General features: G+C 73.2%; 15 protein-coding genes. 5 read left to right on the top strand and 10 right to left on the bottom strand.

Annotated elements, in window-relative coordinates; genetic code table 11:
* The 3 genes from nuoL to WME85_RS26350 are packed head-to-tail and all read left to right on the top strand — an operon-like array spanning position 1 to position 6,127.
* Positions 1-2,565, top strand: a complete 2,565-nt coding sequence (gene nuoL, locus WME85_RS26360; RefSeq protein WP_437842154.1) for an NADH-quinone oxidoreductase subunit L — start codon at positions 1-3, stop codon at positions 2,563-2,565.
* The gene (locus tag WME85_RS26355) at positions 2,562-4,601 is read left to right on the top strand and encodes a complex I subunit 4 family protein (RefSeq protein ID WP_437842153.1); all 2,040 of its coding nucleotides are present in this window, start codon (positions 2,562-2,564) and stop codon (positions 4,599-4,601) included. The genes nuoL and WME85_RS26355 overlap by 4 nt, the downstream gene beginning before the upstream one ends.
* Positions 4,598-6,127 carry an NADH-quinone oxidoreductase subunit N gene (locus WME85_RS26350; RefSeq protein WP_437842151.1) on the top strand — a complete coding sequence of 510 codons (1,530 nt, stop codon included), beginning with the start codon at positions 4,598-4,600 and terminating at the stop codon, positions 6,125-6,127. Before WME85_RS26355 ends, WME85_RS26350 begins: the two co-directional genes overlap by 4 nt.
* 377 nt (positions 6,128-6,504) lie before the next feature.
* On the opposite strand, the gene WME85_RS26345 is transcribed toward WME85_RS26350, so the two are convergent.
* Positions 6,505-6,852 (bottom strand): hypothetical protein, encoded by a 348-nt coding sequence (locus tag WME85_RS26345; RefSeq protein ID WP_437842149.1) that lies wholly within the window; start codon positions 6,850-6,852, stop codon positions 6,505-6,507.
* Between the two features lie 115 nt (positions 6,853-6,967).
* Between WME85_RS26345 and WME85_RS26340 the strand changes: the two genes are divergently transcribed.
* Positions 6,968-7,516, top strand: coding sequence for a hypothetical protein (locus WME85_RS26340; RefSeq protein ID WP_437842148.1), 549 nt, complete (start codon positions 6,968-6,970; stop codon positions 7,514-7,516).
* A 30-nt stretch (positions 7,517-7,546) separates the two neighbouring features.
* Here the strand turns inward: WME85_RS26340 and WME85_RS26335 are convergent, their stop codons facing one another.
* The 7 genes from WME85_RS26335 to WME85_RS26305 all read right to left on the bottom strand — a co-directional run bounded on the left by WME85_RS26335 (position 7,547) and on the right by WME85_RS26305 (position 15,587).
* The gene (locus WME85_RS26335) at positions 7,547-8,767 is read right to left on the bottom strand and encodes a tetratricopeptide repeat protein (RefSeq protein WP_437842147.1); all 1,221 of its coding nucleotides are present in this window, start codon (positions 8,765-8,767) and stop codon (positions 7,547-7,549) included.
* Complete coding sequence (gene hisC, locus WME85_RS26330) at positions 8,758-9,849, bottom strand: histidinol-phosphate transaminase (protein ID WP_437842146.1); 1,092 nt, start codon at positions 9,847-9,849, stop codon at positions 8,758-8,760. The genes WME85_RS26335 and hisC overlap by 10 nt, the downstream gene beginning before the upstream one ends.
* A 102-nt stretch (positions 9,850-9,951) precedes the next feature.
* On the bottom strand, positions 9,952-10,872 hold the full coding sequence (locus WME85_RS26325; RefSeq protein ID WP_437842362.1) for a hypothetical protein: 921 nt from the start codon (positions 10,870-10,872) through the stop codon (positions 9,952-9,954).
* 509 nt (positions 10,873-11,381) lie between these two features.
* Positions 11,382-12,428, bottom strand: a complete 1,047-nt coding sequence (locus WME85_RS26320; RefSeq protein ID WP_437842144.1) for a hypothetical protein — start codon at positions 12,426-12,428, stop codon at positions 11,382-11,384.
* Entirely contained in the window at positions 12,425-13,444 is a 1,020-nt protein-coding gene (gene mvaD / locus WME85_RS26315; RefSeq protein ID WP_437842142.1) for a diphosphomevalonate decarboxylase, read from the bottom strand. Before mvaD ends, WME85_RS26320 begins: the two co-directional genes overlap by 4 nt.
* Positions 13,441-14,478: a mevalonate kinase gene (gene mvk / locus WME85_RS26310; RefSeq protein ID WP_437842141.1), complete on the bottom strand. Its 1,038-nt coding sequence runs from the start codon at positions 14,476-14,478 to the stop codon at positions 13,441-13,443. Before mvk ends, mvaD begins: the two co-directional genes overlap by 4 nt.
* A complete protein-coding gene (locus WME85_RS26305) occupies positions 14,475-15,587 on the bottom strand; it encodes a polyprenyl synthetase family protein (RefSeq protein WP_437842140.1) in 1,113 nt (370 codons plus the stop codon). The genes mvk and WME85_RS26305 overlap by 4 nt, the downstream gene beginning before the upstream one ends.
* A 575-nt stretch (positions 15,588-16,162) precedes the next feature.
* On the opposite strand from WME85_RS26305, the gene WME85_RS26300 reads away from it, so the two are divergent.
* Complete coding sequence (locus tag WME85_RS26300; RefSeq protein ID WP_437842139.1) at positions 16,163-18,100, top strand: DUF6345 domain-containing protein; 1,938 nt, start codon at positions 16,163-16,165, stop codon at positions 18,098-18,100.
* Positions 18,101-18,134: 34 nt separating this feature from the next.
* On the opposite strand, the gene WME85_RS26295 is transcribed toward WME85_RS26300, so the two are convergent.
* The gene (locus tag WME85_RS26295; protein ID WP_437842137.1) at positions 18,135-20,843 is read right to left on the bottom strand and encodes a protein kinase domain-containing protein; all 2,709 of its coding nucleotides are present in this window, start codon (positions 20,841-20,843) and stop codon (positions 18,135-18,137) included.
* Between the two features lie 612 nt (positions 20,844-21,455).
* Complete coding sequence (locus WME85_RS26290; RefSeq protein ID WP_437842136.1) at positions 21,456-23,243, bottom strand: nitroreductase; 1,788 nt, start codon at positions 23,241-23,243, stop codon at positions 21,456-21,458.
* Positions 23,244-23,285: the final 42 nt, after the last annotated feature.

The raw sequence follows: 23,285 nt of genomic DNA, 5'->3' as shown, positions 1-23,285 counted from the left end.
GTGGAAGCCCTGAGAACGTTATTCCCCGCGTCCGAGTTCGCGCTGCTCGCGGTCGTGCTCGGCCTGCCGGCGCTCGGCGCGTTCGTGAACGGCCTCTTCGGCAAGCGGCTCGGCAAGGACGCGGTCCGGCTGATGGCGCTCGCCGCGCTCGGCGGCGCCTTCCTGGCGGCCGTCACCACGTTCCTGCTGCTGCCGCACGAGGGCGGCAAGCTCACCTGGACCGCCTGGCGCTGGTTCTCGATCACCGGCCGGATGGGCCAGTCGATCCCGATCGACGTCGCCTTCAGCGTCGACGGCCTGAGCGGGACGATGATCCTCGTCGTCACCGGCGTCGGCTTCCTCATCCACCTCTACTCGTCCGCGTACATGCGCGAGGACCCGGGCTACTACCGGTTCTTCGCGTACCTGAACCTGTTCTGCTTCTCGATGCTCGTGCTGATCATGGCCGACAACCTCGCCGTCCTCTTCGTGGGGTGGGAGGGCGTCGGCATGTGCAGCTACCTGCTCATCGGCTTCTGGTTCAAGGACGACAAGAACGCGAGCGCCGGCAAGAAGGCGTTCGTCGTGAACCGCATCGGCGACTTCGGCCTCCTCGTCGCGATGGCCATGCTCGCCTACTACTCGGGCACGCTGAACTTCGACGGCATCGCCGCGAACGCGGGCAACCTGCTCGCCGCGGTGAAGGTCTGGCCGATCGGCAACATGTCGGCCGAGACGGTGCCGGGCTTCCTGAGCTTCATCGTCCCGGCGCAGCCCGTGCTCATGTACGCCTCGACGCTGATCGGGCTCGCGCTGTTCCTCGGCTGCGCCGGCAAGAGCGCGCAGATCCCGCTCTACGTCTGGCTGCCGGACGCGATGGCCGGCCCGACCCCGGTCTCCGCGCTGATCCACGCCGCGACGATGGTGACCGCGGGCGTCTACCTCGTGGCCCGGCTCTCGGCGGTGTTCGTGCTGTCGCCGTTCGCCATGGCGGTGGTCGCGGTGACCGGCGTGCTCACGGCGATCTTCGCGGCCTCGATCGGGCTCTTCCAGAACGACCTGAAGAAGGTGCTCGCCTACTCCACGGTGAGCCAGCTCGGCTTCATGTTCATCGGCGTGGGCGTCGGCGCGTTCGCCGCCGGCTTCTTCCACGTCCTCACGCACGCCTTCTTCAAGGCCTGCCTCTTCCTCGGCGCCGGCTCGGTGATCCACGCGATGCACGCGCGCATCCACGACACCGACCAGTCCCAGGACATGCGGAACATGGGCGGCCTCAGGGAGCACATGCCCCTGACGCGCTGGACCTTCCTCCTCGCGTGCCTCTCGATCGCGGGCTTCCCCGGGTTCGCCGGGTTCTGGTCGAAGGACGAGATCCTGTGGCGCGCCTTCTCCAGCCGGATCGAGTCGGTGGCGACGCGCGGGCAGCCGGTGTGGCAGTGGCCCGACTGGCTCGGCCCGGCGATCTACGTCGTCGGCATCGTGGCCGCGACGATGACCGCCTTCTACATGTTCCGCGCCTACTTCCTGACGTTCCACGGCGAGTTCCGCGGATGGACGATCGTGCGCGGCTGGAAGGATCCGCACCCGCACGGCCACCACGACGACCACCACGCGCACGCGCCGGGCGAGAAGCTCGAGGGCCCGGTGCCGCACGAGTCGCCGCTGCCGATGACGATCCCGCTCATCGTGCTCGGGGCGCTGTCGGTCTTCGCCGGCTTCCTCATGGCGGAGCCGCTCGTGCACCTCACGCACTCCCACGCGTTCGCGCCGCTCGCGCACCTGCTCGAGCCGGTGTTCTCGCTGACGGAGCGCGCGGTGACGGAGCGCGAGGCGGCGAAGGGGCTGATGTGGCCGATGATGCTGCCCGGCGTCGCCGCGTGCTTCACCGGCATCGGCCTGGCGATGCTCGTGTACTGGAACCGGCGCGGCGAGCCCGAGCGGCGCTTCGCCCAGCAGTTCCCGCGGCTCCACGGGCTCATCTACGACAAGTGGCGGATCGACGAGCTGTACAACGCCACGGTCGTGGGCATGGTCGACGCGCTGGCCGACATCTTCACGATGGCGGACAAGTGGATCATCGACGGGGTCATCGCGAAGCTCTCCGCCGCGCTGGTCGGGTTCTTCGGCACGGTGCTGCGCGCGCTCCAGACGGGCCGCGTGCAGGTCTACGCCGCGTCGATGGTGGTCGGCCTCGCCGGCGTCGGCTGGTTCATGGTCAAGCCGCACGCGGACGCGAACGTCGACGACGCGGAGCTGCGCCGGTCGGGTGAGGTGCGGCTCTCGGCGGCGCCGGGGCTCGGCTACCGGTACCGCTGGGAGGCGCCCGGCCTGCCGCAGCGCGACTTCTCCGAGGCCACGGACGTCACCGTGAAGCTCGAGCCCGGCGAGAAGAAGGACGTCGTGCTCCGCGTGCGCAACGCCTTCGATCGCGAGGCGACCGAGACCTTCTCGTTCACCAGGCCGCCCGGCCGCAAGACCCCGACGGACCCGACCACCATGAGGGTCCCGAACGTGCCCACGCTCCTGCCGGGGACGGCCCCGGCGGAGCAGATCCAGGACCAGATCAAGCCGGAAGGCCTGCAATGAGCGCGCTCGACCTCGTAACCCATCACTGGCCGGCGCTCGCCGCCGGCGTCGCCGGAGGGCTCCTCCCGCGGCGCGGGCGAGACGCGGACGGCGCCCACGCGAGCGACGACGACCACCACGGCGGCGACGATCACCACGGCGACGATCACCACGGCGGAGGCGACCATCACGCGGGCGACCACGCGCACGGCGAGGCCCACGGCAGCGCCGGGTACACCACGTGGCAGCGGGTCGCCCTCGGGCTCGTCGCGGCGCTCATCACCCTCAGCGTGCAGTGGCTCTGGCCGTCCGACGCAACGACGGGGGCGGCCGCGGCGGACGCGTCGGCGTCCGGCGAGTGGTCGTCGCTCCTCAACGTGCTCATCGGCCTGCCCTTCGTGGGGGCCGCGGCGGTGCTGTTCATGCCGCGGCAGCTGCTCTCGCTGCTCCGCGGCTTCACGCTGGCCGTGCTCGGCGTGGGCTTCGTGGCGTCGCTCTGGCTCCTCAGCGTGCCGATGACGGCGGGCTGGCACTTCCAGTCGATCAAGGAGTGGATCCCGTCGCTGGGCATCCGGTGGCACGTCGCGATCGACGGCATCAGCCTCTGGCTGGTCCTGCTCACGACGTTCATCGCGCCCATCGCGGCGTACGCGTCGTTCGGCTCGATCAAGAGCCGGATCAAGGAGCTCTGCTTCTGCCTCCTGTTCCTGCAGGGGGCGATGCTCGGCGCCTTCGTCGCGCTCGACCTGTTCCTGTTCTTCCTCTTCTGGGAGCTGATGCTGGTGCCGATGTTCGTGATGATCGGCATCTGGGGCGGCGTCGAGAAGATCAAGGCCGCGGTCAAGCTCTTCATCTACACGATGGCGGGCTCGATGCTGATGCTCGCGGGCATCGTGTACCTCGTGTGGGCGAACCAGAAGCTCACGGGGGCCTACACCTTCGACTACCTCGCGCTCTCGCGCGTGGTGCTGCCGCGCAGCACCCAGATGCTCTGCTTCTGGGCGTTCTCGATCGCGTTCTTCATCAAGGTGCCGATGTGGCCGGTGCACACGTGGCTGCCGGACGCGCACGTGCAGGCGCCGACCGGCGGCTCGGTCATCCTCGCCGCGGTCATGCTGAAGATCGGGACGTACGCGTACCTGCGCTTCTCGATGGGCCTCTTCCCCGGCCCGGCCTCCAGCCTGGCGGCCAACCTGGCGGGGATCGCGATCCTCGGCGGGGTGATCTACGGCGCGCTCGTCGCCTGGAAGCAGTCGGACGTGAAGCGCCTCGTGGCGTACTCGTCGGTCGCCCACCTCGGCTACGTGATGCTGGGGCTCTTCGGCGTCACGCCGAGCGGGATCCAGGGCGCGGTGCTCCAGATGGTGAACCACGGCGTCTCCACCGGCGCGCTCTTCCTCCTGGTCGGCGTGATCTACGACCGCCGCCACACCCGCCAGGTCGCCGAGTTCGGCGGCCTCGCCAAGGTGATGCCGGTCTACGCGACGCTCTTCCTGATCGTGACGTTCGCCTCGGTCGGCGTGCCCGGCACCAACGGGTTCATCGGCGAGTTCATGATCATCATGGGGACGTACGCCTCCGAGCGCCTCGGGGTGTTCAGCGGGATCCACACCGTGGGCGCCGCGGCGGGCGTCATCCTCGCCGCCGTCTACATGCTGAGCGTCGTGCAGAAGATGTTCTTCGGGCCGCTCACGAACCCGAAGAACAAGCACCTGCCCGACGTCACGCCCCGCGAGGCGCTCGCGCTCTCGCCCCTGATCCTGATGATCTTCGTGATCGGCCTGTTCCCTGCGATCTTCCTCGATCGGATGAAGGAGTCGGTCCTGTTTACTTACAACCAGTTCAAGGTCGTCTCCGGGCAGGCGATCCTCTTCGCGGACGAACGCAACGCGAAGCTCCTGCCCGAGGACACGTTCTCCCCCGCGTTCCTCAAGGGGGCGCCCGCGCCGCGCTCCGGTGAGGGCGCGCCGGCGGGCGGGGACGAGCAGGCCCGGAGCGACCGGCAGGCGCCGGCGGGCGGCAAGCTCGCCGCGCGCGGCGAGGAGGCGGCGCGATGAGCTACGGGATCTTCCTCGCCGTCTCGCCGCTGCTCGTCGTCTCGCTCGGCGGGGCGCTGCTGATGATCGCGGAGGCGTTCTCGCACCGCCGCGAGGAGTCGCACGAGCGCCAGTCGGGCCCGTCGTCCGATATAGCGCTCGGGACCGCGATCACGCTCCTCGCCGGGGCGGTGTTCTCGGGCGCGGTCGGGTTCGTCGGCCCCGAGACGCTGGAGGGGGTCGAGGCGCTCGCCCCCTACCTGATCGTCGACCGCTTCACGCTGTTCTTCTCGTTCGTGCTCTGCCTCGGCGGCGCGCTCGCGTCGCTGCTCGCGGGCGGGTACCTCCCGGAGCACCGGCTCGACCGCGGGGAGTTCTACCCGCTGCTGACCTTCTCGACCGTGGGCGCGATCATCCTCGCCGGCGCGGGGGATCTGCTGACGCTCTTCCTCGGCCTGGAGACGATGTCGCTCGGGGCCTACGCGCTGACCGGCTTCCGCCGGACCTCGCCGCGGAGCAGCGAGGCGGCGATCAAGTACTTCCTGCTCGGCTCGTTCGCGGCGGCGCTGCTGCTCTACGGCGGCGCGCTGATCTACGGGGCGACGGGGCACACGGACCTCGCCGGGATCCGCGACACGATCGCGAGCGCGACGGGGGACAGGGCGCCGAACCCGGCGCTGCTGCTCCTCGGGGCGGCGCTGATGCTGGTCGGGCTCGCGTTCAAGGTGAGCGCGGTGCCGTTCCACATGTGGACGCCCGACGCGTACGAGGGCGCCCCGACGCCGGCCACCACGTTCATGGCGGTGGCGGTGAAGAGCGCGGCGTTCGCGACGCTGCTGCGCGTGCTGCTCGGCGCGTTCGGCGGCCCGGCGCTCTCGTCGTGGGCGGCCGGCTGGCCGCCGGCGGTGACGGCGATGGCGCTGCTCACGATGACGGTGGCGAACCTCATCGCGGGCCGGCAGGAGTCGGTGAAGCGGATGCTCGCGTACTCGAGCATCGCGCACGCCGGCTACCTGCTCGTCGGCGTGGCGGCGGCGGCGCGCGCGAGCGAGGACGCGCAGGCGAGCGTGATGTTCTACCTGCTCGCCTACACGGTCTCGACGGTCGGCGCCTTCGGCACGCTCATCCTCTGCGGCAGCCGCGGCGCCGAGGCGGTGAGCTACGAGGATCTCGCTGGCATCGGCAAGCGGCACCCCGTGGCGGCGCTCGCGTTCTCGCTGTTCCTGCTGTCGCTGGCGGGCGTGCCGCCGACCGCGGGCTTCTTCGGCAAGCTCTACATCGTCAAGGCGGCGATGGGCGCCGAGCTGTACACGCTGTCCGTGGCGCTGCTGCTGAACAGCGTGCTCTCGGCGTACTACTACCTGCGGGTGCTCGTGTTCATGTACATGCGCGAGCCGGCGCCGGGCGCGCCGATCGCCCGGCCGATGCGCTCGGGCTACGTCAACGCGGCGCTGGTCGTCTCCGCCGTGCTCGTCATGGTCCTCGGCATCTTCCCGACGACCTCCCTCGGGATCGCGGTCCGCGCGGTCCTCGCTGCGAATCCGTAAGCTACGGCCCCTATCGGCGGTTCCGCGGGGGAGCGCCTCGGCGAGCCGCCCGGCCCTCGGAGGCCGTGCTCGTTGCCCGGCCCTCGGAGGCCGTGCTCGTCACGCGGCGCACGGAGGGCCGAACTCGCGTGAGGCCTCGCTCCCCCGGCTCCGCCGGAGGAGCGAGGGCTCACGCTCAAACATCAGCCCTCCGTGCGCCGCGTGACGAGCACGGCCCCCGAGGGCCTACCGTTTCCATCCTTCAAGAGCCGCTCAGAGCTCGCCGGGACCGCGGCGCGTCACGAGCGTGGCGGGGGAGGCGCCGCGATGCGGGGCCGCCAACTGATCTGGCAACGCAGGCAACGGCGCTTGCGGCGGGGCGCGAGCGTTCGCGGAGATCAGGCGCTGCTGCGCAGGGCGCGCAAGTTGCTAAAGTCGGCGCCGATGCGAACCGGCGAGAAGATGCAGAAGACTGCGGGCAAGAGACGAATGCAGGCGGCAAGCGTCGCGCTGCTCGGGGCGCTCGGGTGCCAGGGCGGTAACACGACCGGAAGCTCGCCAGCAGGGAGCACGGCGCCCGCGGCGAGCACGGCGCCAGCGGCGAGCGCGGCGCCAGCGGCGAGCGCGGCGCCAGCGGCGAGCGCGGCGGCGGCGGCGAGCGCGGCGGTGGCGGATATCTCGCTGACGTCGGAGAGCGTTCTGAAGGTGATGAACCCGAAGCGGCGCGAGCCGTACAGCGGGCCCACAGGGACGCTGCGAGGTCGGGTCACCATCAAGGGAGACCCGCCGCCCGATACACGACTCAGCTTCCCAGCCGGCAAGTGCGGCGAGGCCGCAGCCACCTACGGGAGGCTGTTCCGCGTGGGACAACAGAACGCGCTCGCGGACGCGCTCGTCACCGTCGTCAACTACGGCGGCTACGTGCCCGAAAACGAGGAGGCCGAGAAGGTCACCATCCACGGATGCGCCTTCTCGAGCCGGACCGTCGCCATGACCTTCGGACAACGCCTCGAGGTAGCGAACCTCGATCCTCTGGAGGCGTACATGCCGAACCTCGAGGGCGCCCCCTTCATGGCCGTCCTCGTCGCCATGCCGCAGGGCGAAGCGGTGAGGTTCCACCCGCCGCAGCCAGGCTACTACGAGCTCGTGGACAAGATGCCGAAGCCGTTCCTCAAGTCACAGGTGTTCGTGCTCAAGTTCGCGACGCACGACGTGACCGGCCTCGACGGCCAGTTCGAGATCAAGAACATCCCCGTGGGCAAGGTGCTCACGGCCGCCCTCCTGCCAGCCATCGATCAGGACGTGAAGAAGGAGATCGAGATCAAGGAAGGCGACAACACGCTCGATTTCGAGCTCAATTTCGATCTCGAGAAGCACAAAGAGAAGAAGGGCGCGACGCCCTCGCCTTGAAGCCTTGGAAAGGGGGCGCGGCGGCGCCGGTCAGCGCGCGGCGGGCGCGCCCCCCGCGAGCTCCCGCTCGACCCGCCGCTCGACCTCCCGGGACAGCGGATCCCGGGCGCCGGGCGCAGGCAGGGGGCGCGGGCCGAGCCAGGTGAGGGCGGCGTCACGGCCGACGCGACGGAAGAGCAGCTCGGCGAACAGGAGCCGGGCAAGCGGCGAGGGAGAAACCACGAGGCCGCCGCCCGCGGCGGCGGCGTGGAGCGCGTCGCAGGCGCGGGTGAGCGTCTCGACGTCGCCGCTCAGATCCGCCGCCACGGCGAGCGCGACGAGCGCCGAGGCGCTCGCCGGATCGGCCCCCGCGACGAGCTCGGCCTGCTCGCGGGCCTCGCCGACGCGGCCCAGGGCGGCCGCGCGCACCGCGACCTCGGCGGGCGGCAGGTCCGCGTCGCGCGCCAGGCGGCGGGCGCGGCGCAGCTGCCCCAGGACCAGCGCCTCGTCGAGCTCGGCCAGCGGCCCCCGGGACGGCGCCGGCCGCCCGGCGGCGTCCCCCCGCGGGACGAGCTCGCGCAGGCGCCGCTCCGCCTGCTCGGCCGACGCGCGATCGCCCGCCGCCAGGGCGACCGCGTGGAGCGCACGCCACGCGTCCACCGACCAGGGGCGGCGCACGAGCAGCGCCCGCAACGCGAGGCGCGCGTCGTCGATCCGGCCGAGCCGGCGCAGGATCTCGGCCCGGAGCAGGACGCCTTCGTCGCGATCCGGATCGAGCAGGATCGCCCGCTCGACGCGCGCGAGCGCCGGCTCCAGCCGGCCCGCCGCGAGGTCGCAGCGCGCCTGCTCGCGGTGCGCCGGCGCGTAGTCGAGCTCGATGGCGCGGGCGCGCTGGAACGCGTCGTCCGCCGCCCCCCGCTGGCCGAGACGGCAGCGGATGGAGCCGATGCGGGTCCAGATGTCCGCGCTGTCAGGGTCGCTGTCCTCCGCCAGCTCGTACGCCTGGAGCGCCGTCGCGAGATCGCCGTGCGCCTCGGCCTCGGCGGCGATGGCGTAGAGCGCGTACGCGCGCGCCTCGATGTAGCGGCCCTCGATCACCTGGCCGTCCACCGAGCGCGCGACCCGGGGCGCCGCGCAGCCGGCAGCGGCCGCGAGCAGCGCGAGCCACGAGAGCCGCGCGGCGGAGCAGCGCAGGGCCGCGCGCTCGGGGCCGGCTCGGCGAGGGAGGACCGCGCGCGCGGGGTGAGAACGGCGAGGGAGGGCTACGCGCACGCGGCGATCTCGGCGAGGAGGCGATCGTTTTCCTCCCGGAGGCCGATGGTGATCCGGAGCCGGTGCGCGAGGCGCCCGCCCGCCGCGTGGAAGCTGCGCACGAGGACGCCGCGCGCCGCGAGCGCGTCGAAGACGTCGCCGGCAGGGCGGCGCGTGCCGACCCAGAGGAAGTTCGCGTGGCTCGGCGCGACCGAGAGGCCGAGCTCGGTCAGCCCGCGCGCGACCCGCTCGCGCTCGCCCGTCACCGTCGCGGCCACGCGGCGGAGCTCGCCGTCGAGCTCCCGCAGGGCGAAGGTGGCCGCGCGCTGCGACGGGACAGGGAGGTTGTAGGGCTGGCGGACCTTGTCGAGCTCGGCCACGAGCTCCGGCGCGCCGATGAGCCAGCCGACGCGCAGCGACGCGAGGCCGATCTTCGAGAGCGTCCGCAGCACGGCGACGTTCGGGTGCCGGCGCCGCAGCGCGAGCTGGTCGCGCGGCGAGAAGTCGATGTACGCCTCGTCGACGATCACCAGGGCGTCCTTCGCCGCGGCGATGACCGCCTCGATCCGGTCCTCCGACATGAGCGCGCCGGTCGGGTTGTTCGGCGAGGCGATGAAGACGACGTTGGGGCGCGCGAACTCGACGGCGCGCCCGAGGGCGGCGACGTCGAGGTCCCAGCCCGCGTCGAGCGGGACCTCGACGGCGCGCATGCCCCGCGCGCGCGCGCTCAGCTTGTACATGACGAAGGTGGGGCTGACCGTGACGATGCTCGCCGCGTTCGCGCCCTGGCGCGGGCGGCTGAGCGCGGTGAGCACCATCGAGATCACCTCGTCGGAGCCGACGCCGGCCAGGATCTCGCCGGGCTCGGCGCCGCAGCGGGCCGCGATCGCCTCGCGGAGCTCGACCATGCGCGCGTCAGGGTAACGGCCCCAGTCCTCGGGCGCCGCGGCGCGCTCGAGGGCGGCCCGCGCCCCGGCCGAGAGGAGCGGCGGGCTCTCGTTGGCGTCGAGGCGCACAGGGAAGTCGCCCGCGATCGGGGTGTAGGCGTGGAGCTCGGCGAGCTCCGGACGGAGTAGCGCTGGGAGGAAGTCGGGCGGCGGCATCAGCTCGGTCCACGGCCGTCGCGGCCGCGGGGGGAAGGGTCAGGAGAGCGGTATACTACCCTGGCCCGACCAGGAACACCGCAACGTGCGGGGCGCAGGCCCTCAGCGCGCGACCAGGCGCATCGCGGGGCGGCTGTGCTGGCTGTGCTCCGCCTCGAGCTCCTCGAGCTCGAACGCCCTGTCCATGTCCATGTCGAGCTCCTCGAGCTCGCGCTGCGTGCTCTCGCCGTTGTCGAGGTCGTCGAGCTCGCGCATGAACCGGTCGATCTCCGCGCAGGTGGACGGCGAGTCGACCGGCGTCATCGACTGCTCGTGCATGAGCTGGATGAGCTCCAGGATCGCCGCGAGCTTCTGCGAGACGACCTCCAGCCCCTCGCGGGTCTGGCTCCAGCACTCGGCCCGCCGGTACGCGATCGAGAGCCGCCGCTCCGACAGGCCGCGCGTGCGCCCCGCGGACGTGCTCCGGACCGCCTCGAGCGAGCGGATCGTCTCCATGAGCTCGCCGTGGTTCGTCATCGCGAGCGACTCCTGGCCGGCCTTGTGCGCGATCGCGAGGCGGATGTAGCTCATGATGAGGCGGCTCAGGCCGAAGCCGTCGTCGAGCAGGAGCGGGACGGCGCCGCCGCGCCGCCGGATGTTCTCGCGGGTGCGATCGATCAGCCGGTCGAGCCGCGCGAGCTCCTGCTGGTGACGGATGTCCATCTGCCGGATCAACGACTCGCGCGCCCTCGACCAGGCCGCCCGATCGGCCTCGTCGAGCTGCGCGTCGATGCTGCGGCGGAAGTAGCCGCGCCAGGGGACGAGGCACAGGATGAGCAGCTCGGCCCCGAGGCCGATCAGCAGGAGCAGCGGGCTCCAGCCGATGAAGCTCAGGAGGAGCGCGCTTCCCACGACGAGGAGGTTGTACGGGTGGACCAGCACCCGGCCCAGGTACGTGCGCGCGGTGCGCCGCCGCAGCGGTGCGACCTGGACGCCGAATGCCGCCAGCGTCGCCCGCGACTCGGCCATGCTCGCGCCAAGCACATCCTCCAATCGGCAAAGCTCTCGATCGCACGTCGTCATGGACTCCCCCTTCTCACCTGGTCCGCTGGTCCTCGTGCCACCTCGCCCCGTCCACCACCCCCCGCGGCCGGAACTGCCGGCCGGCCGAGCGTCGCGCCGGCGCGCGCGCCCCCGCGCCGGTCCGCCGGCGCGCTGTGAACGCAGGTCACGCTCGCGGAGCTCGCGCCGGCGGCGGCCAGCCCGCGGAGCCCGCCTCGGAGGACCCGGAGCCCACCGCGCTCATCGGCCGCCCCGGCGGTATCACCACGAAAAGTGAAGCTTTTCTGGCGGCGCTGCGGCCTCGCGAGCTCCACGAAGTTCATGCTTTTCCCGCTCTTCGCATCTCGAAAGCCCCGTGGAGGCCGGCGGTGCGTCGCCGAAGCGCAGCGCCGCGGTGGATCCCGGAGCGAGCAGAGCGGGGTCCGTGCCAAGCGCCGCGGCACCGCGCGGCGCACGGTCGGCGAGGGGGCGCGTTCAGGCGCGCGGCGCGCTCAGACGTGGGGCGCGCGGGGCGGACGGGCTGCGTCCAGCACGTGGACGCCAGGCGCGCCGAGCGACATCGGCACGCGCTCGAGGCCGGACGCACGCGCCGCCTCGAGGAACGCCGCCGACGGCGGCGCGGCGCCGACGAAGATCGAGACGTCGCCGCCGCCGGCGCCGCTCGGCGCGAGCGATGCGCCCTCGGCGGCCGCGGCGGGGCGCAGGCGCCTGAGCGCGGGGGTGACGATCGGCGCGCCGGAGCGATCGCCGAGCTCGGCGAGCGCGTCGACCTGGCGATCCAGCGCGGCCACGAGCGCGGGGACGTCCGCGGCCGCGACGGCGGCGCGCGCCCCCTCGGCGGCCGCGCCGAGCAGCGCGCGGTGCGCCTCCGGCGCGCTGGCGGCGAGCGCGCGCACGCGCTCGAGCATGTCGCTCGTGCGCGCCGAGGCGTCGCTGGCGAAGACCTCGACCGAGAGCCTGCCCGGCAGCGCGTGCGGCGTCACCGCGAGCTCGCCGCCCGGCCCGAGCTGGCAGCAGAGGACGCCGCCGTAGACGCTGGCCGCGACGTCGACGCCGCTGCCCCCGCGCTGCGCCCGCCGGTGCGCCGCGAGCGCGTCGAGGAAGAGCGCGCGGGTGTCCCACGCCGGCATCGGATCACCCACCGCGCCCACCGCGGCCGCCGCGGCCGCGGCTGTGGCCATCGTCGACGCCCCCGCGGCCGCGCGCGCCGCGAGGGTCGCGACGAGGATGGCCGCGCTCGAGCCGAGGCCGAGCTTGCGGCTCGCCCCGAGCGGCGGTGCGGCGGGCGCGGACGGCCCGGCCCCCGGAGCAGCCGGCGCCACCGGCGCCGCCGATCGAAGCGCGGCGGCGTCGAACCACACCGCGTGGTCGAGCGCGCCCGCGTCGATCGCCGCCTGGACCTCCTCCGTGACGAGGTCGGCAGGGCGCGCCGCGTCGGCGATGACGTACCGATCGACGGCGGCCACGAGCGCGGGCGCGCCCTCGAGGACGGCGTACGCGCCCGAGAGGACCAGCTTGCCAGGCGCGCGGACGATCACGAGCGCCCGCTCCCGGGAGCGGGCGAGGGCGCGAGGTGCGCGCCGCCGCCAGGCGAGGCCGAGATGGTGCGGAGGACGCCGGGGACGGCGAGCAGCGCCTCCTCCACGGCGCCGCGCGCCTCGGGCGTGGTGAAGACCTTCACGTGCGGGCCGGCGTCGATGGTGAAGAACGCCGGCGTGCCCTGGCCGCGGAGCCGCCGGACCGCGGCGATCACCTCGACGGTGGCGCCGGTCCAGTAGAGCAGGCCGGGCGAGGCGGCGATGCTCGAGGCGTGCATGCGCAGGGCGCTCGCCTCGGCCGCCACGCCGAGGGCCGCGAGGTCGCGGGCGAGGACCGCCGCGCGGACCGCCTCGAAGAGCGGCGGCGCGGCGTCGACCCAGGCGGGGAAGTACGGGCTCGTCGTCGCCGTGTGCCGCATGCCGTCGCTGGAGCCCACGTCCTTCGGCCCCTCGCGCGTCACCGCGATCACGACCGCGAGCGGCCAGTGGTCCTCCGGCGCGAGCGGCGTCGCCGCGAGCGCCTCGTCGCCGGGGCGCCCGGCGCGGAGCTCGACGAAGCCGCCGAACGCCGAGCGCGCGGCGGAGACCGAGGTCTTCCTCGCGAGATCGCTCACCAGCGCGGGCGCGGTGGGCAGGCCCGCGGCGGCGCTCGCCGCGAGCGCGAGCGCGGCGAACGCCGACGCGCTCGACGCGAGCCCCGCCGCGGTGGGGAAGTCGTTGCGGCTGACGACGCGGGCGCGCTCGCGCCGGCCCGAGGCGGCGCGGACCCGGTCGAGGAGCCCGGCGACCCGGCGCGTCGCCTCCGCGTCGGGCGGGAGCGCCGCGCCGCCGAGGTGGAGCTCGTCGCGCTCGAGCGCTGCGTCGAACGCGACCTCCGTCGTCGTGGCCATGCCGGCGAGCGTCACCGACAGGCTCGGGACCGCGGGCAGGTTGTGCCCGTCGGCGCGCTTGCCCCAGTACTTCGCGAGGGCGATGTTCGGATGGGCGATCGCGGTCGCCCGGCTCACGGCGCTCATGCTTGCTCCTCTGGCTCCGTCCTCGTCACGCCGGCCATGACCCTTGTCACGAAGCCGCTGTACCCCGCGTCGCGCCAGGCGGCGAGCACGCGGTCTGCGGCTTCGGGCGCACCGCGCGCCGCGCCGCCGTCGCCCGGCGGCGGGGGCGGGAGCAGCGCGATGACCGAGCCGCCGCCGCCGGCGCCGGTGAGCTTGGCGCCGAGCGCGCCGGCCTCGCGCGCGAGCTTGCAGAGCGCCTCGATCGCCTCGGTCGAGACGAACATGCCGGCGAGGAGCATCTGGTTCAGGTCCATGAGCCGGCCGAGCCCGATCGCGTCCCCCGCCTCGATGGCGAGGGCCGCGTTCTCGACGAGCGCGGCGATGCCGGCGATGGAGCTCTCGGCCAGCGTGGGCTTGCGCTCGAAGAGCCGCGCCACGAGGTCGACCATGCTGCGCGTGGACGACGACACCCCCGTCGAGCCGACGCAGAGCCAGAGATCGTCGCGCGGGGCGAGGGAGGTCGCCCCGTGCGCTTTGTCGAACCGGAAGCACCCGCCGCGCGCGGCCGCCGCCGTGTCGATGCCCGACGGGTTGCCGTGGAACACCCGCTCCCAGGCGGCCGCCGCGGCGACCGTGGCCTCCGCGGTGAGCGCCGCCTCCGCGGTGTCGGTCTCGGTCTCCACGCGCGACTCGGCCGGCCCGCGCCCGAGCGCGGCGACCGCCCGGGCGATCGCGACCCCGAGCGCCGCCGAGCTCCCGAGGCCTCCGCCGGGGGGCAGGTCGCTCTCCGCCGCGACGCGCACCGGTCCGGCGCCGGGGAGCGCCGCGAGCAGGGCCGCGAACGCCTGCGCGACGTCGCCATGCGCCTCGCCCCCGGCCGTCTGCGCGCTGTGCTCGCGCCCGCCCAGCCACAGCGCGCTCGCGCCGGAGGAGCGCGCCGCGCGCGCCCGGGCGCCGCGCTCGATGCCGGCGGCGAGCGCCGGCGCGCCGTACACGACGGCGTGCTCGCCGAGCAGGATCACCTTGCCGGAGGCCTGGCCGAGCGCCTCGGTCATGCGCCCGTCCACCGGAGCGCGCTCGCCGCGCCGCACAGGATCTGCCGGGCGGACGCGCTGACCGGCAGCGAGCCGCCGAGGGCCTGGGCCTCGTCGCACAGCGCGGAGAGCCGCTCCTCGACCGCGCGCCGCGCGCCGCACGCCTCGAGCGCCTGGGTCGCGGCGGCCACCACGTCGTCGCTCGCGTCCTTGCGGCCGAGCGCGCGCTCGACGGCGCCCCGCCCCGCGGCGTCGAGGCGCCCCTCGGCCGCCGCGAGCACCGCGGTGCGCTTGCCCGCGCGCAGGTCGTTGCCGACCGGCTTGCCTGTCGCGGCGGCGCTCCCGAAGGTGCCGAGCAGGTCGTCGCGCAGCTGGAAGGCGACGCCCACCGGCGCCGCGAACCGCTCGAGCGCCGCCACCGTCTCGACGCTCGCGCCCGCCAGCGTGGCGCCGAGCGCGAGCGGGCCGCGCACCGTGTAGCTGCCGGTCTTGAGCGCGTGCATCTGCTCGACGTCCTCGGCCCGCCCGACGACGTCGAGGTGCTGCCCGATCACGACGTCCTCGTGCATCTTGCAGAACAGCCGCACGGCCGCGAGCGTCGTCGCCGGGGGCGCCTCGGCGCCCGCGAGCGCGCTCAGCGCGAAGCCCCACGTGAGATCGCCCGCGAGGATCGCCGACGAGGCGCCGAGGTGCGGATCGCCCAGCACCTCGGCCAGCCCGACGTGCACGGTGCGGGCTCCGCGCCGGATCGTGTCGCCGTCGATCCAGTCATCCTGGATGAGCAGGTAGGTCTGGAGCAGCTCGAGCGCGACGCCGGCGTCGATCGCGGGCCCGAGCGGCGCGTCCGGCGCGACGCCCTGGTAGGCGGCGACGAGCAGCCCCGCGCGGAACCGCTTGCCGCCGCGCAGGGTGAGGCTCCTGGCCTCCATGGCCATCGCCGCGACCTCGCGGCCGTAGCGCTCCACGTCGCCCACCTTGTCGCGCCAGCGCCGCTCGAGCGAGGCCTCGATGTGGGGGCGGATCGAGGAGAGGAAGTCGAGGAACAGCCGCGCGCCGGGATCCGTCGTCCCTTCGAGCGTCCGATCGCCGGCCGGAGGCGCGCTCTCGCCGTCCTTCGTGTTTGCTGTCATGGAGTGCGCGGCAGCCTAGGAGCGCGGTGCGAGCCGGTCAATCCGCGCCGCCCGCGCGCGCCGCGCGCTCGCTGGCACCGTGGCGCGGCCCGGCGAGGACCCTCGTCGCGGGCCTGCGCGACGCGGCGCGCCGCGCTCCGCGCGCCGCCGAGCCCGGCGCGCGAGCCGCCGATTCGGCGCCAGGAGACCGACTCCGGCCGATCTGCGGGACGGTCCGCGCGCGGGCGAGCGCTCCGCGGCCGGGCGCCTGAGCGCGAGACAGCGAGTCCGCGGGAGGAGGGGAGTCGGGAGGGAGGCAGCGAGACGCGCGATGTGCGAGCGGCGCAGGAGCGATCTGCGACCGATCTACGAGCGGTCTACGAATGATTCCCCGCCTCTCCGCTTCGCTGTGAAATCCCGGCTGTTCACGCGGTTTCATCCCGATCGGCGATCTTCGGCGGCCGAGGTGGCTTGGGTCCTGCAACGCGTGGGCGCGCGCCGCGGGCCGGGAGCGCCGCGCTCAGGCTTCCTGCGAGATCGCTCCTCCGGAGTTGCGCGCGGGGCCACGTCGCGACCGGAGGAAAGGGGGGACTTTCATGAAGAGACCACCGGAAGGGATGCTGCGTATCTTTCTCCTCATGACCGCCGGCGTCGCCGCGTGCAGCGGCCACGACGCCCGCGAGGATCTCCCGGAGAGCGCTGGTCGCGGTGCGTCCGGCACGGCGCCTGGCTCGGCGCCCTCTCCGAGGACGGCGATCTTCCTGCCCGCCTACCGGGTGATCGGCCCGAGCGCCGACAGGGAGCGCGCGGCCGCGCTCGCCGGCGCGCTCGGGCTCGCCGAGGAGGGGTTCAGGGGCGGCGCCTTCCTCGCGGCCGACGGCGCGGTTCGCTACCTCGATCGCGCGCGCTTCCAGCGCTTGCCCACGAGGAAGGCCGACCCGCCGGCCCCCGGGTTCCGCGACGAGCGCGGCTTCGCCACCACGAGCGGCGACGACGCCCTGGATTTCGGGGCCCTCGAGGCGCTCCGCGTCCTCCCCGAGCCCGACGCGGCGGCGCGCGCCCGGGCCGCGCTGGACCTCGCGCGCCTCCCGGTCGGGCGCGACGTCGCGGTGGGGCACTCGCTCTTCGAGTCGATCGACGCCGAGGGGCGCCAGGTGGCGGGGGCCGAGCTCGACACGCAGGTGAGCTTCCGCGAAGCGCTGGAGGGGCTCCGGCTGATCGGCCCCGGGGCCAAGGTGAGGGTGACGTTCGACGCCGAGGGCGCCGTGACCCACCTGCTCTACGCGCGGCGCGAGCTCGAGCGCGGTGAGGACGTCGCGATCGTCCCGGCCTCCGAGGCCCTCGCGCTGTGCGCTCGCGCGCTCGGCAGCGGCGCGGCGCTCGCGGCCGAGCCGGAGCTCGTCTACTACGCGCCGCCGCTCTCCCGCGAGGTGCGGCGGATCCTGCCTCATTATGTGTGCCGCGGGAGGCGCGTTGTCGGCGATCAGGTGGTGGACGTCCGCAGGGCGATCGTGCCGGCCGTCGTGGACGCGCCGAGGGCCGAGATCTCCCTGCGCGCCGACGGCGGGGGCGTCCTGGCGGAGGCGCGCGTCACGGGGGGGGCTGCGCCAGCCGCGTACAGGTGGGTATCGTCGGCGCGCTCGCTCGATCCTGCGGCCGCCGGCGGCTCGACGGTGCGGCTCTCGCCGGGCGTCCCGGGCCTTCGCGGCCAGACGGAGACGCTCTCGCTCTACGTCACGGACGCCGATGGCCTCGTCGCGACCGCGGCGCGGCGCGTCCCGCTGGCGGGCGCGGCGCCTGCGGGCGAGGCGCCGAGCGCGCCGGTCGCGTCGCCGGGGAGCGAGGGCCGCGCCGCGGTCGGCGCCGAGTGGGTCGGCCTGTGCGGCGGCCTGGATCACTCGGCCGCGAACGTCGACGGGCTGCTGAAGAGCTTCGAGGCGGGGGGCGTCGAGCAGCGGTTCAACTGGGGCGACCAGCGCGCATGGGAGATCGACTTCAAGGATCCGACGCTGGGCGGCCAGGACGCGTCGTTCGCGGACTCGGTCGATCTCACGTTCTACACGGGCCACGCGAACGGCGTCGGGTTCATGTTCTGCAGCGCCATGAGCGATCGGTTCCTCCACTTCAGCGACGCTCACTGGGGCAACTCCAACCTGGAGTGGATGGTGGTGGCGGCCTGCGGCCCGCTCCAGGACGACGCGGGCGCGTGGCGCTTCCGGTGGTCGAGCGCGTTCGACGGCCTGCACCTCCTGCTCGGCTATGCGACCGAGTCGTTCGACGACACGACCGAGGGATCCATGTTCGCGGGCTACCTGCTCGACGACGCGAGCCCGACGTCGCTGCGGCAGGCGTGGTCGACGACGGCGATAGAGGTCCAGCCGGACGACGAGGTGATCTACGCGGTGATGGGGGCGTACGGCCAGGGGTGGACGCTCCCCAACTACGACGATCACTTCTGGGGCAAGGGCCCGGTCGGCCCGGACCTGTGGGGCGCCCAGAGGCTCGGCTTCTGGCGGATCTCTGGACCTACGTAGCGCGGCGCCCTGCCGCGTTGAGCAGGGGCTCGGCTCAGTAGCCGAGCCACCTGGGATCGAGCTCGATCGAATACTGATCGACGAACCTGAAGACGACGCCGCCCGCGTCCGCGTTCGCGCTGATCTTGTAGACGGACTCGTTCGCCTGAGGTCGGTGATCGGTCGGGCTGAACGAGATGGGCCCGGCCGTCATCCCGTCGAGCACCACGTTCTGGAACGTCTCGAGGGCCGCCTTGAGATCCTCGCCGTCCGGGCTCGCGTGGCCGGCGTCGACGGCGCGCTCGACAGCCGCGCGCCACATGAGCGCCGTCGCGTGGCCCTGGACATAGAACTGGTCCTGATACCGGTCGAGCGGGTGGCCGTCCTTCTCCCGGTACGCCCGGTGGATCCGGAGCATCTCCGCCATGCCGCTCGAATGCTGGGTGTCGCCGTACACGGGCACAGGGAACAGGCCATAGAAGATCCCGGCGCAGTCGGCCCCGCAGAGCGCCAGGGTCTGCTCGCCGATACCCCAGTTGTTCGCCATCACGCGCAGCTGCCAGCGATCCCTGTCCGGGAACGCCTGGTGAATGAGCTTCTGCGCGGCGGCGGCGCCCTTCCCGACGAACGACGACGAGACGACGCTGTTGCCAGCCCAGAACCAGTTCGTCGGAACGTAGGAGGGGTCCGCCTTCTTCTTCTCGATCTCCCGCTTCACGTAGCCGATCACCGTGTCGACGATGACCCGCTCGTCCTCGAGGGACGACGTCTGGGGGACGATGAGATCCTCGCCGAGCAGCATGCCGGGCAGCTGCTCCACGTACGATTTGCCAGCCGCGAGCGGATCGACGCAGTAAAGGCACTGGTCGATGGTGTCGTGCGCCATCGCGATGCGCCCCGGCGCGATCTTCCACGCAGCCTTGAGGCCGATGCGGATCCCCGTCGAGTAGTCCGTCGCCGGGAAGAAGATGTAAGGATAGCCTGGGCTCGTCTTGTGCTCGGTCGCGGCGACGCTATGGCCGAGGGCGTTGAACTCGTCGTAGTGGACGTCCGCCGAGATCGGCACCGGCGTGGCCAGCGAGCCGGCATACGAGCCAGGGATGATGAGCTTCTTCTCCTGCGTGAGCTTCGGCGCCACCCGCGTGGTCGGCCCGGTGCCGAAGATGAACAGCGTCGAGACCTCGCCCCACGCGGGCCCCCGCCGCCACCCCTCGATGATCTCTTCCGTCCTGGCCGGGTCGTATTGCGCGTCCTTCACCTCGACGTCGATGGGACAGCCCCGGATCCCTCCGTGGCTGTCGTTGAGGTGACGCAGGTAGTCGTAGACTCCGTAGCTGTACGGCGGCGCGATATCGGTGGTCGTCCCCGTGTCGTCGGTCGTGATCCGCACGCGGAGCACCCCTGTGCAGCGAGAGCCCACCGCCGCGGCAGGCCCGGCGAGCGCGGCCGCCGCGGAGCCGGTCGCGGGCGCCTTCCCGTCCGGGCGGCGCGCCGAGATCGCCACCGCCGCGACGAGGGCGGCCACGCCGATCCCCCCGATCAGGTAGCTGCGCTGCTGGGGCGTGCCCGCCGCGCGCAGCGTCGACTTCAGGCCCGTGGACTCGGACGTCCGGCGCTCGGCGCCCGGGGTCTTCCGCCCGAGGTCCTCGTCGACGGTGCTCACGGTCTGCACGCGCCGGACGTCGACCCCCTCGATCTGGCTCACGCGAGAGAGGCGTTGCTCCAGGAGCGGGCCCGGAGCGGCCGAGCCCTGATCGATGTACGCCCTGACCTGCCGCTGCATGCTGGCCCGGCGCTCCGCGAACGCGCTCCGCATCCTGGCGCCGACCTCGTCCGCCCGGACGTCCTCGCCCGCCTCGCGCAGGTAGTCCTCGAGCGCCGCGCGCATCTCCTGCGCGGTCGCGAAGCGCTTCGTCGGGTCGCGCTCGAGCGCCCTGCCCACGATGGCGTCCAGGGCCGGCGGGATGTCCGGGTGCACGAACGAGGGCCGCTGGATCTCGTCCACGGCCGCGAGCTTCCAGAGCGCGCTCACGGCGTCGCCCCCGAAGAGCCGCTCGCGCGTGAGGAGCTCCCAGAGCACGATCCCCGCCACGAAGATGTCGGCGCGCCGATCGATCGACGCGCTGTCGACCGCCTGCTCGGGCGCCATGTAGGACGTCTTGCCCTTCAGCTTCCCTGTCTCGGTGAGGTTCGTGTTGATCGACGCCTTGGCGATGCCGAAGTCGAGGAGCTTCACCGCGCCGTCGTAGGTGACGAAGATGTTGTGAGGAGAGACGTCGCGGTGGACGATGCCGAGCGGCGAACCGTCGTAATCGCAGAGCTCATGTGCGTAGTGGAGGCCGCTCAGCATGTCGGCCACGATCCGGATCCAGAAGCCGCGCGTGAAGCCCTCCGCGCCCGCGTCCCCCTGGGCCACCGACCGCATCATCGCGTTGAGCGGCTGGCCCTCCAGATACTCCATCACGGTGAAGTAGCCGGCCTCGTCCGCGCTGACCTCATAGGTCTGGACGATGTTGGGATGGTTGAGGCGGGCCGAGAGCTTCGCCTCGTCCAGGAACATGGTGACGACCTTCTCGCCGTCTGCGGCCATGTCGCGGTGGCGCTTGACAACCACGAGCTTGTTGAAGGACCCGGGCCCCCGCGCGATCGCCAGGAACACGTCGCCCATCCCGCCGCGGCCAAGCTTGGCGATCAGGCGGTATTTGCCCATGATCGCCGTCTGGGTCGGCTCCGCGTCCGAGATGTCTTGACCCGTGCCCACCATGTCCCCGGCCGCCCTCAGAGGCGCGCGCCGCTCCGAGTGGATTGGCTATAGGAACAAAGGCGTCTATCGCTGTCAACGCCCGCGACCCCCGCGGCGGGCCCGACGGTTCCATGTGAGCGTGCTGGGCGTGCTGGTCGTATTCGTCGCGTGATCGCGGCGCGCTGCGCGCGGTGCGTGCGCTTGCGGTCGCATGGTCGAGGTCGTGGCATCGATGGGTTCATGTGGTGATGCGACCGAGTTGGCATCACGGATCTGAAGCCGGTTCGAAATTTTGTCGCAGGACTGTCATTTTGTGGCGGCACGGCTGCTGTGCGGAGCCACGGTGGTGGGCCGTTGACGTGCTTCCAACCGAGAGCGCGCTGCGATCCTTCGCCACCAGCACGAAGATGTGCGATGAGCCGACAGGACGGAATTTTCTTCTGGTGACGCATTGTGGACGCATTCGTGTCCAGGTCGGAGCGCTACGACCTGTCTACGCAGCTCAGGGGGACGCTGTTCCCCGGAGCCGGGCAGGGGCGCCGCGCCGGCCAGGTGACCAGGTGTCCCCGCACCGCTGCGCCGGGCGTGGCCGCTGCCAGCGGGGGGATCTCGGGGCGAAGGGAGCAGTCCGCGTCAGCTCCCGGGTGACCGCCTCGGCGTCGGCTCCGCGCTCGGGCGAGGGGACGACGGGGGAGGGGATGACGGGGGAGGGGATGACGCGTGCCGCGCCCGGTCGAGGTGCTCGTAGGGCGCGAGCGTCATCAGGCGCGTATCCTCGACAGGGCCCCCGACGGTGAAGTGATAGAGGCTCTGGACCTCGTCGCCGGTGATGCCGCACAGCTCGTGAAAGGCATCATCGAAGTAGCAGCCGATGCCGGTCGCGCGCACGCGTCCGCCGCTGTCCCGCGCGGCCTCCGCCTCGAGGTACAGCGCGTGGCCGAGGACGCCGGCCTCCCAGAAGAGCCGGCGATACCAGGGGGCGCCGCGCTCCCGGAGGGTCGAGCCGAGCTCGGCGACCATCCCGAGGCTGAACGCGCCGTCGGAGGCGATCTCCTGATGGCAGCTCACGATCTGCGCGGGGCTCCGGAGGTCGGCCTCGGAGAGGCAATAGAGCCGCAGGTGCTCGGGGCACCCGTCTGGCTTCTCCCAGGCGAAGGGGTGGGCGAGCGCGGCCTCCAGCCGCGCGTGCGCCGCCTCGGATCGCTCGAGCACATAGAGCCCCTGCGGGACGCCGCGGACGCGGTGCACGAAGAGGACGGCGTGCACCAGCGGCGACCACGGGAGCGCGTCCCACGGGGGCACGCCGGGGCGGGGGAGGAGGTGGTCGAGCATCGAATAGAACGTCTCCGCGCCGATCGAGGTGCCGCCGTCGTACGCGGTCGCGCTCCGCCGCGCGCGGATGACGTCCGACGCCAGCGCGCCTCCACCCGGTCTGCCCCCGCCGAGCGGCGGGAGCTCGCCCTGCGGGGCGGCGGCCGGCTCCTCCGTGTGAGGCTTCCAGGTGGCCTGGGCGGCGTCCTCGATGACGTCCCAGTCGACGTGGCTCGAGCTCAGCGGGTTGGCCCGCCCGGCCCAGGCGCCCCCGCCGACGAAGCGGATCACCTCGGCCGCGCTCGAGCCGACCGCGCGCGCGGCGGCGAGCGCCTCGTCGCGGCCGAGCGGCGCGGCGGGCACCACGAGCAGCGCGGCGTCCGGGTGCTCGCGATCGGCCGACGCGACCCCGGCGAAGTCCGCGTCGCGATCGAGGCCGAGCAGCGCGGAGAGCTCGGCGTCGCCGAGGTCGTCGAGCAGCAGGGCAGACCAGCCGAGCGCCGCCGCGGCATAGCGGACCGCGGCGACGGCGTGCCCGACGTCGTGCTGGCAGTAGCGGAACGCCCGCTCACCGTACTTCCACGCCTCGCGCCAGTGGACGGAGCTCAGCCCCACGACGAAGCCGCCCGCGGGGAGGAGGCCCGCGAGCCCGCGGGCGGCGCCGGCGTCCAGCGTGGACCGGCGCTCGAGCGCGTGGTCGCGGCTCACGTAGTGATAGAGGCCGGCAGGCACCCCGGGCGCGCCGGCCGAGAGCAGGTACCCCTCGGTCGGGTGGAGGTTCCCGCTCGAGGGGTTGCACCGGAGCGCCCAGCGCGAGCCGCGGTATTCCTTCCAGGCGGACAGGCCGAGGGAGAGCTCGAAGAGGGCCGCGATCGGCCCGAGCTCGACCGCGGCGGGCGGCACCGCGCCAGGGCGGTAGAGCTCCCGGTACGCCGCGGTCAGCTCGCCGGCGCGGAGCGGCAAGAGGACCCGCGGGGCGCCCTCGAACGTGCGGAAGGGATCGGGCTGGGTGCTCCAGTCGAGGTAGCCCAGGGCGCGCGCGTAGCGCTGCAGGTGGTGCTTCGTGCGCGTGTGATAGGACAGCGCGCGCTCGAGGGGGCTTCTCGACATGGGCCGCTCAGCGCGCGCAGCCTAGCAGCGGCCCTCCGGGCG

Origin of the sequence: Sorangium sp. So ce1153, from assembly GCF_051521595.1 — a bacterium.
Taxonomy (GTDB): domain Bacteria; phylum Myxococcota_A; class Polyangia; order Polyangiales; family Polyangiaceae; genus Sorangium.
Note: the sequence above shows the minus strand (reverse complement) of the source record. Positions and strands in the feature narration are given on the sequence as shown.

Coding starts and splice junctions, on each gene's coding strand:
- WME85_RS26355 (WP_437842153.1), top strand. CDS start 2,562: ATGAGCGCGCTCGACCTCGTAACCCATCACTGGCCGGCGCTCGCCGCC.
- WME85_RS26350 (WP_437842151.1), top strand. CDS start 4,598: ATGAGCTACGGGATCTTCCTCGCCGTCTCGCCGCTGCTCGTCGTCTCG.
- hisC (WP_437842146.1), bottom strand. CDS start 9,849: ATGCCGCCGCCCGACTTCCTCCCAGCGCTACTCCGTCCGGAGCTCGCC.
- mvaD (WP_437842142.1), bottom strand. CDS start 13,444: ATGAGCGCCGTGAGCCGGGCGACCGCGATCGCCCATCCGAACATCGCC.
- mvk (WP_437842141.1), bottom strand. CDS start 14,478: ATGACCGAGGCGCTCGGCCAGGCCTCCGGCAAGGTGATCCTGCTCGGC.
- WME85_RS26305 (WP_437842140.1), bottom strand. CDS start 15,587: ATGACAGCAAACACGAAGGACGGCGAGAGCGCGCCTCCGGCCGGCGAT.
- WME85_RS26300 (WP_437842139.1), top strand. CDS start 16,163: ATGAAGAGACCACCGGAAGGGATGCTGCGTATCTTTCTCCTCATGACC.
- WME85_RS26295 (WP_437842137.1), bottom strand. CDS start 20,843: ATGGTGGGCACGGGTCAAGACATCTCGGACGCGGAGCCGACCCAGACG.
- WME85_RS26290 (WP_437842136.1), bottom strand. CDS start 23,243: ATGTCGAGAAGCCCCCTCGAGCGCGCGCTGTCCTATCACACGCGCACG.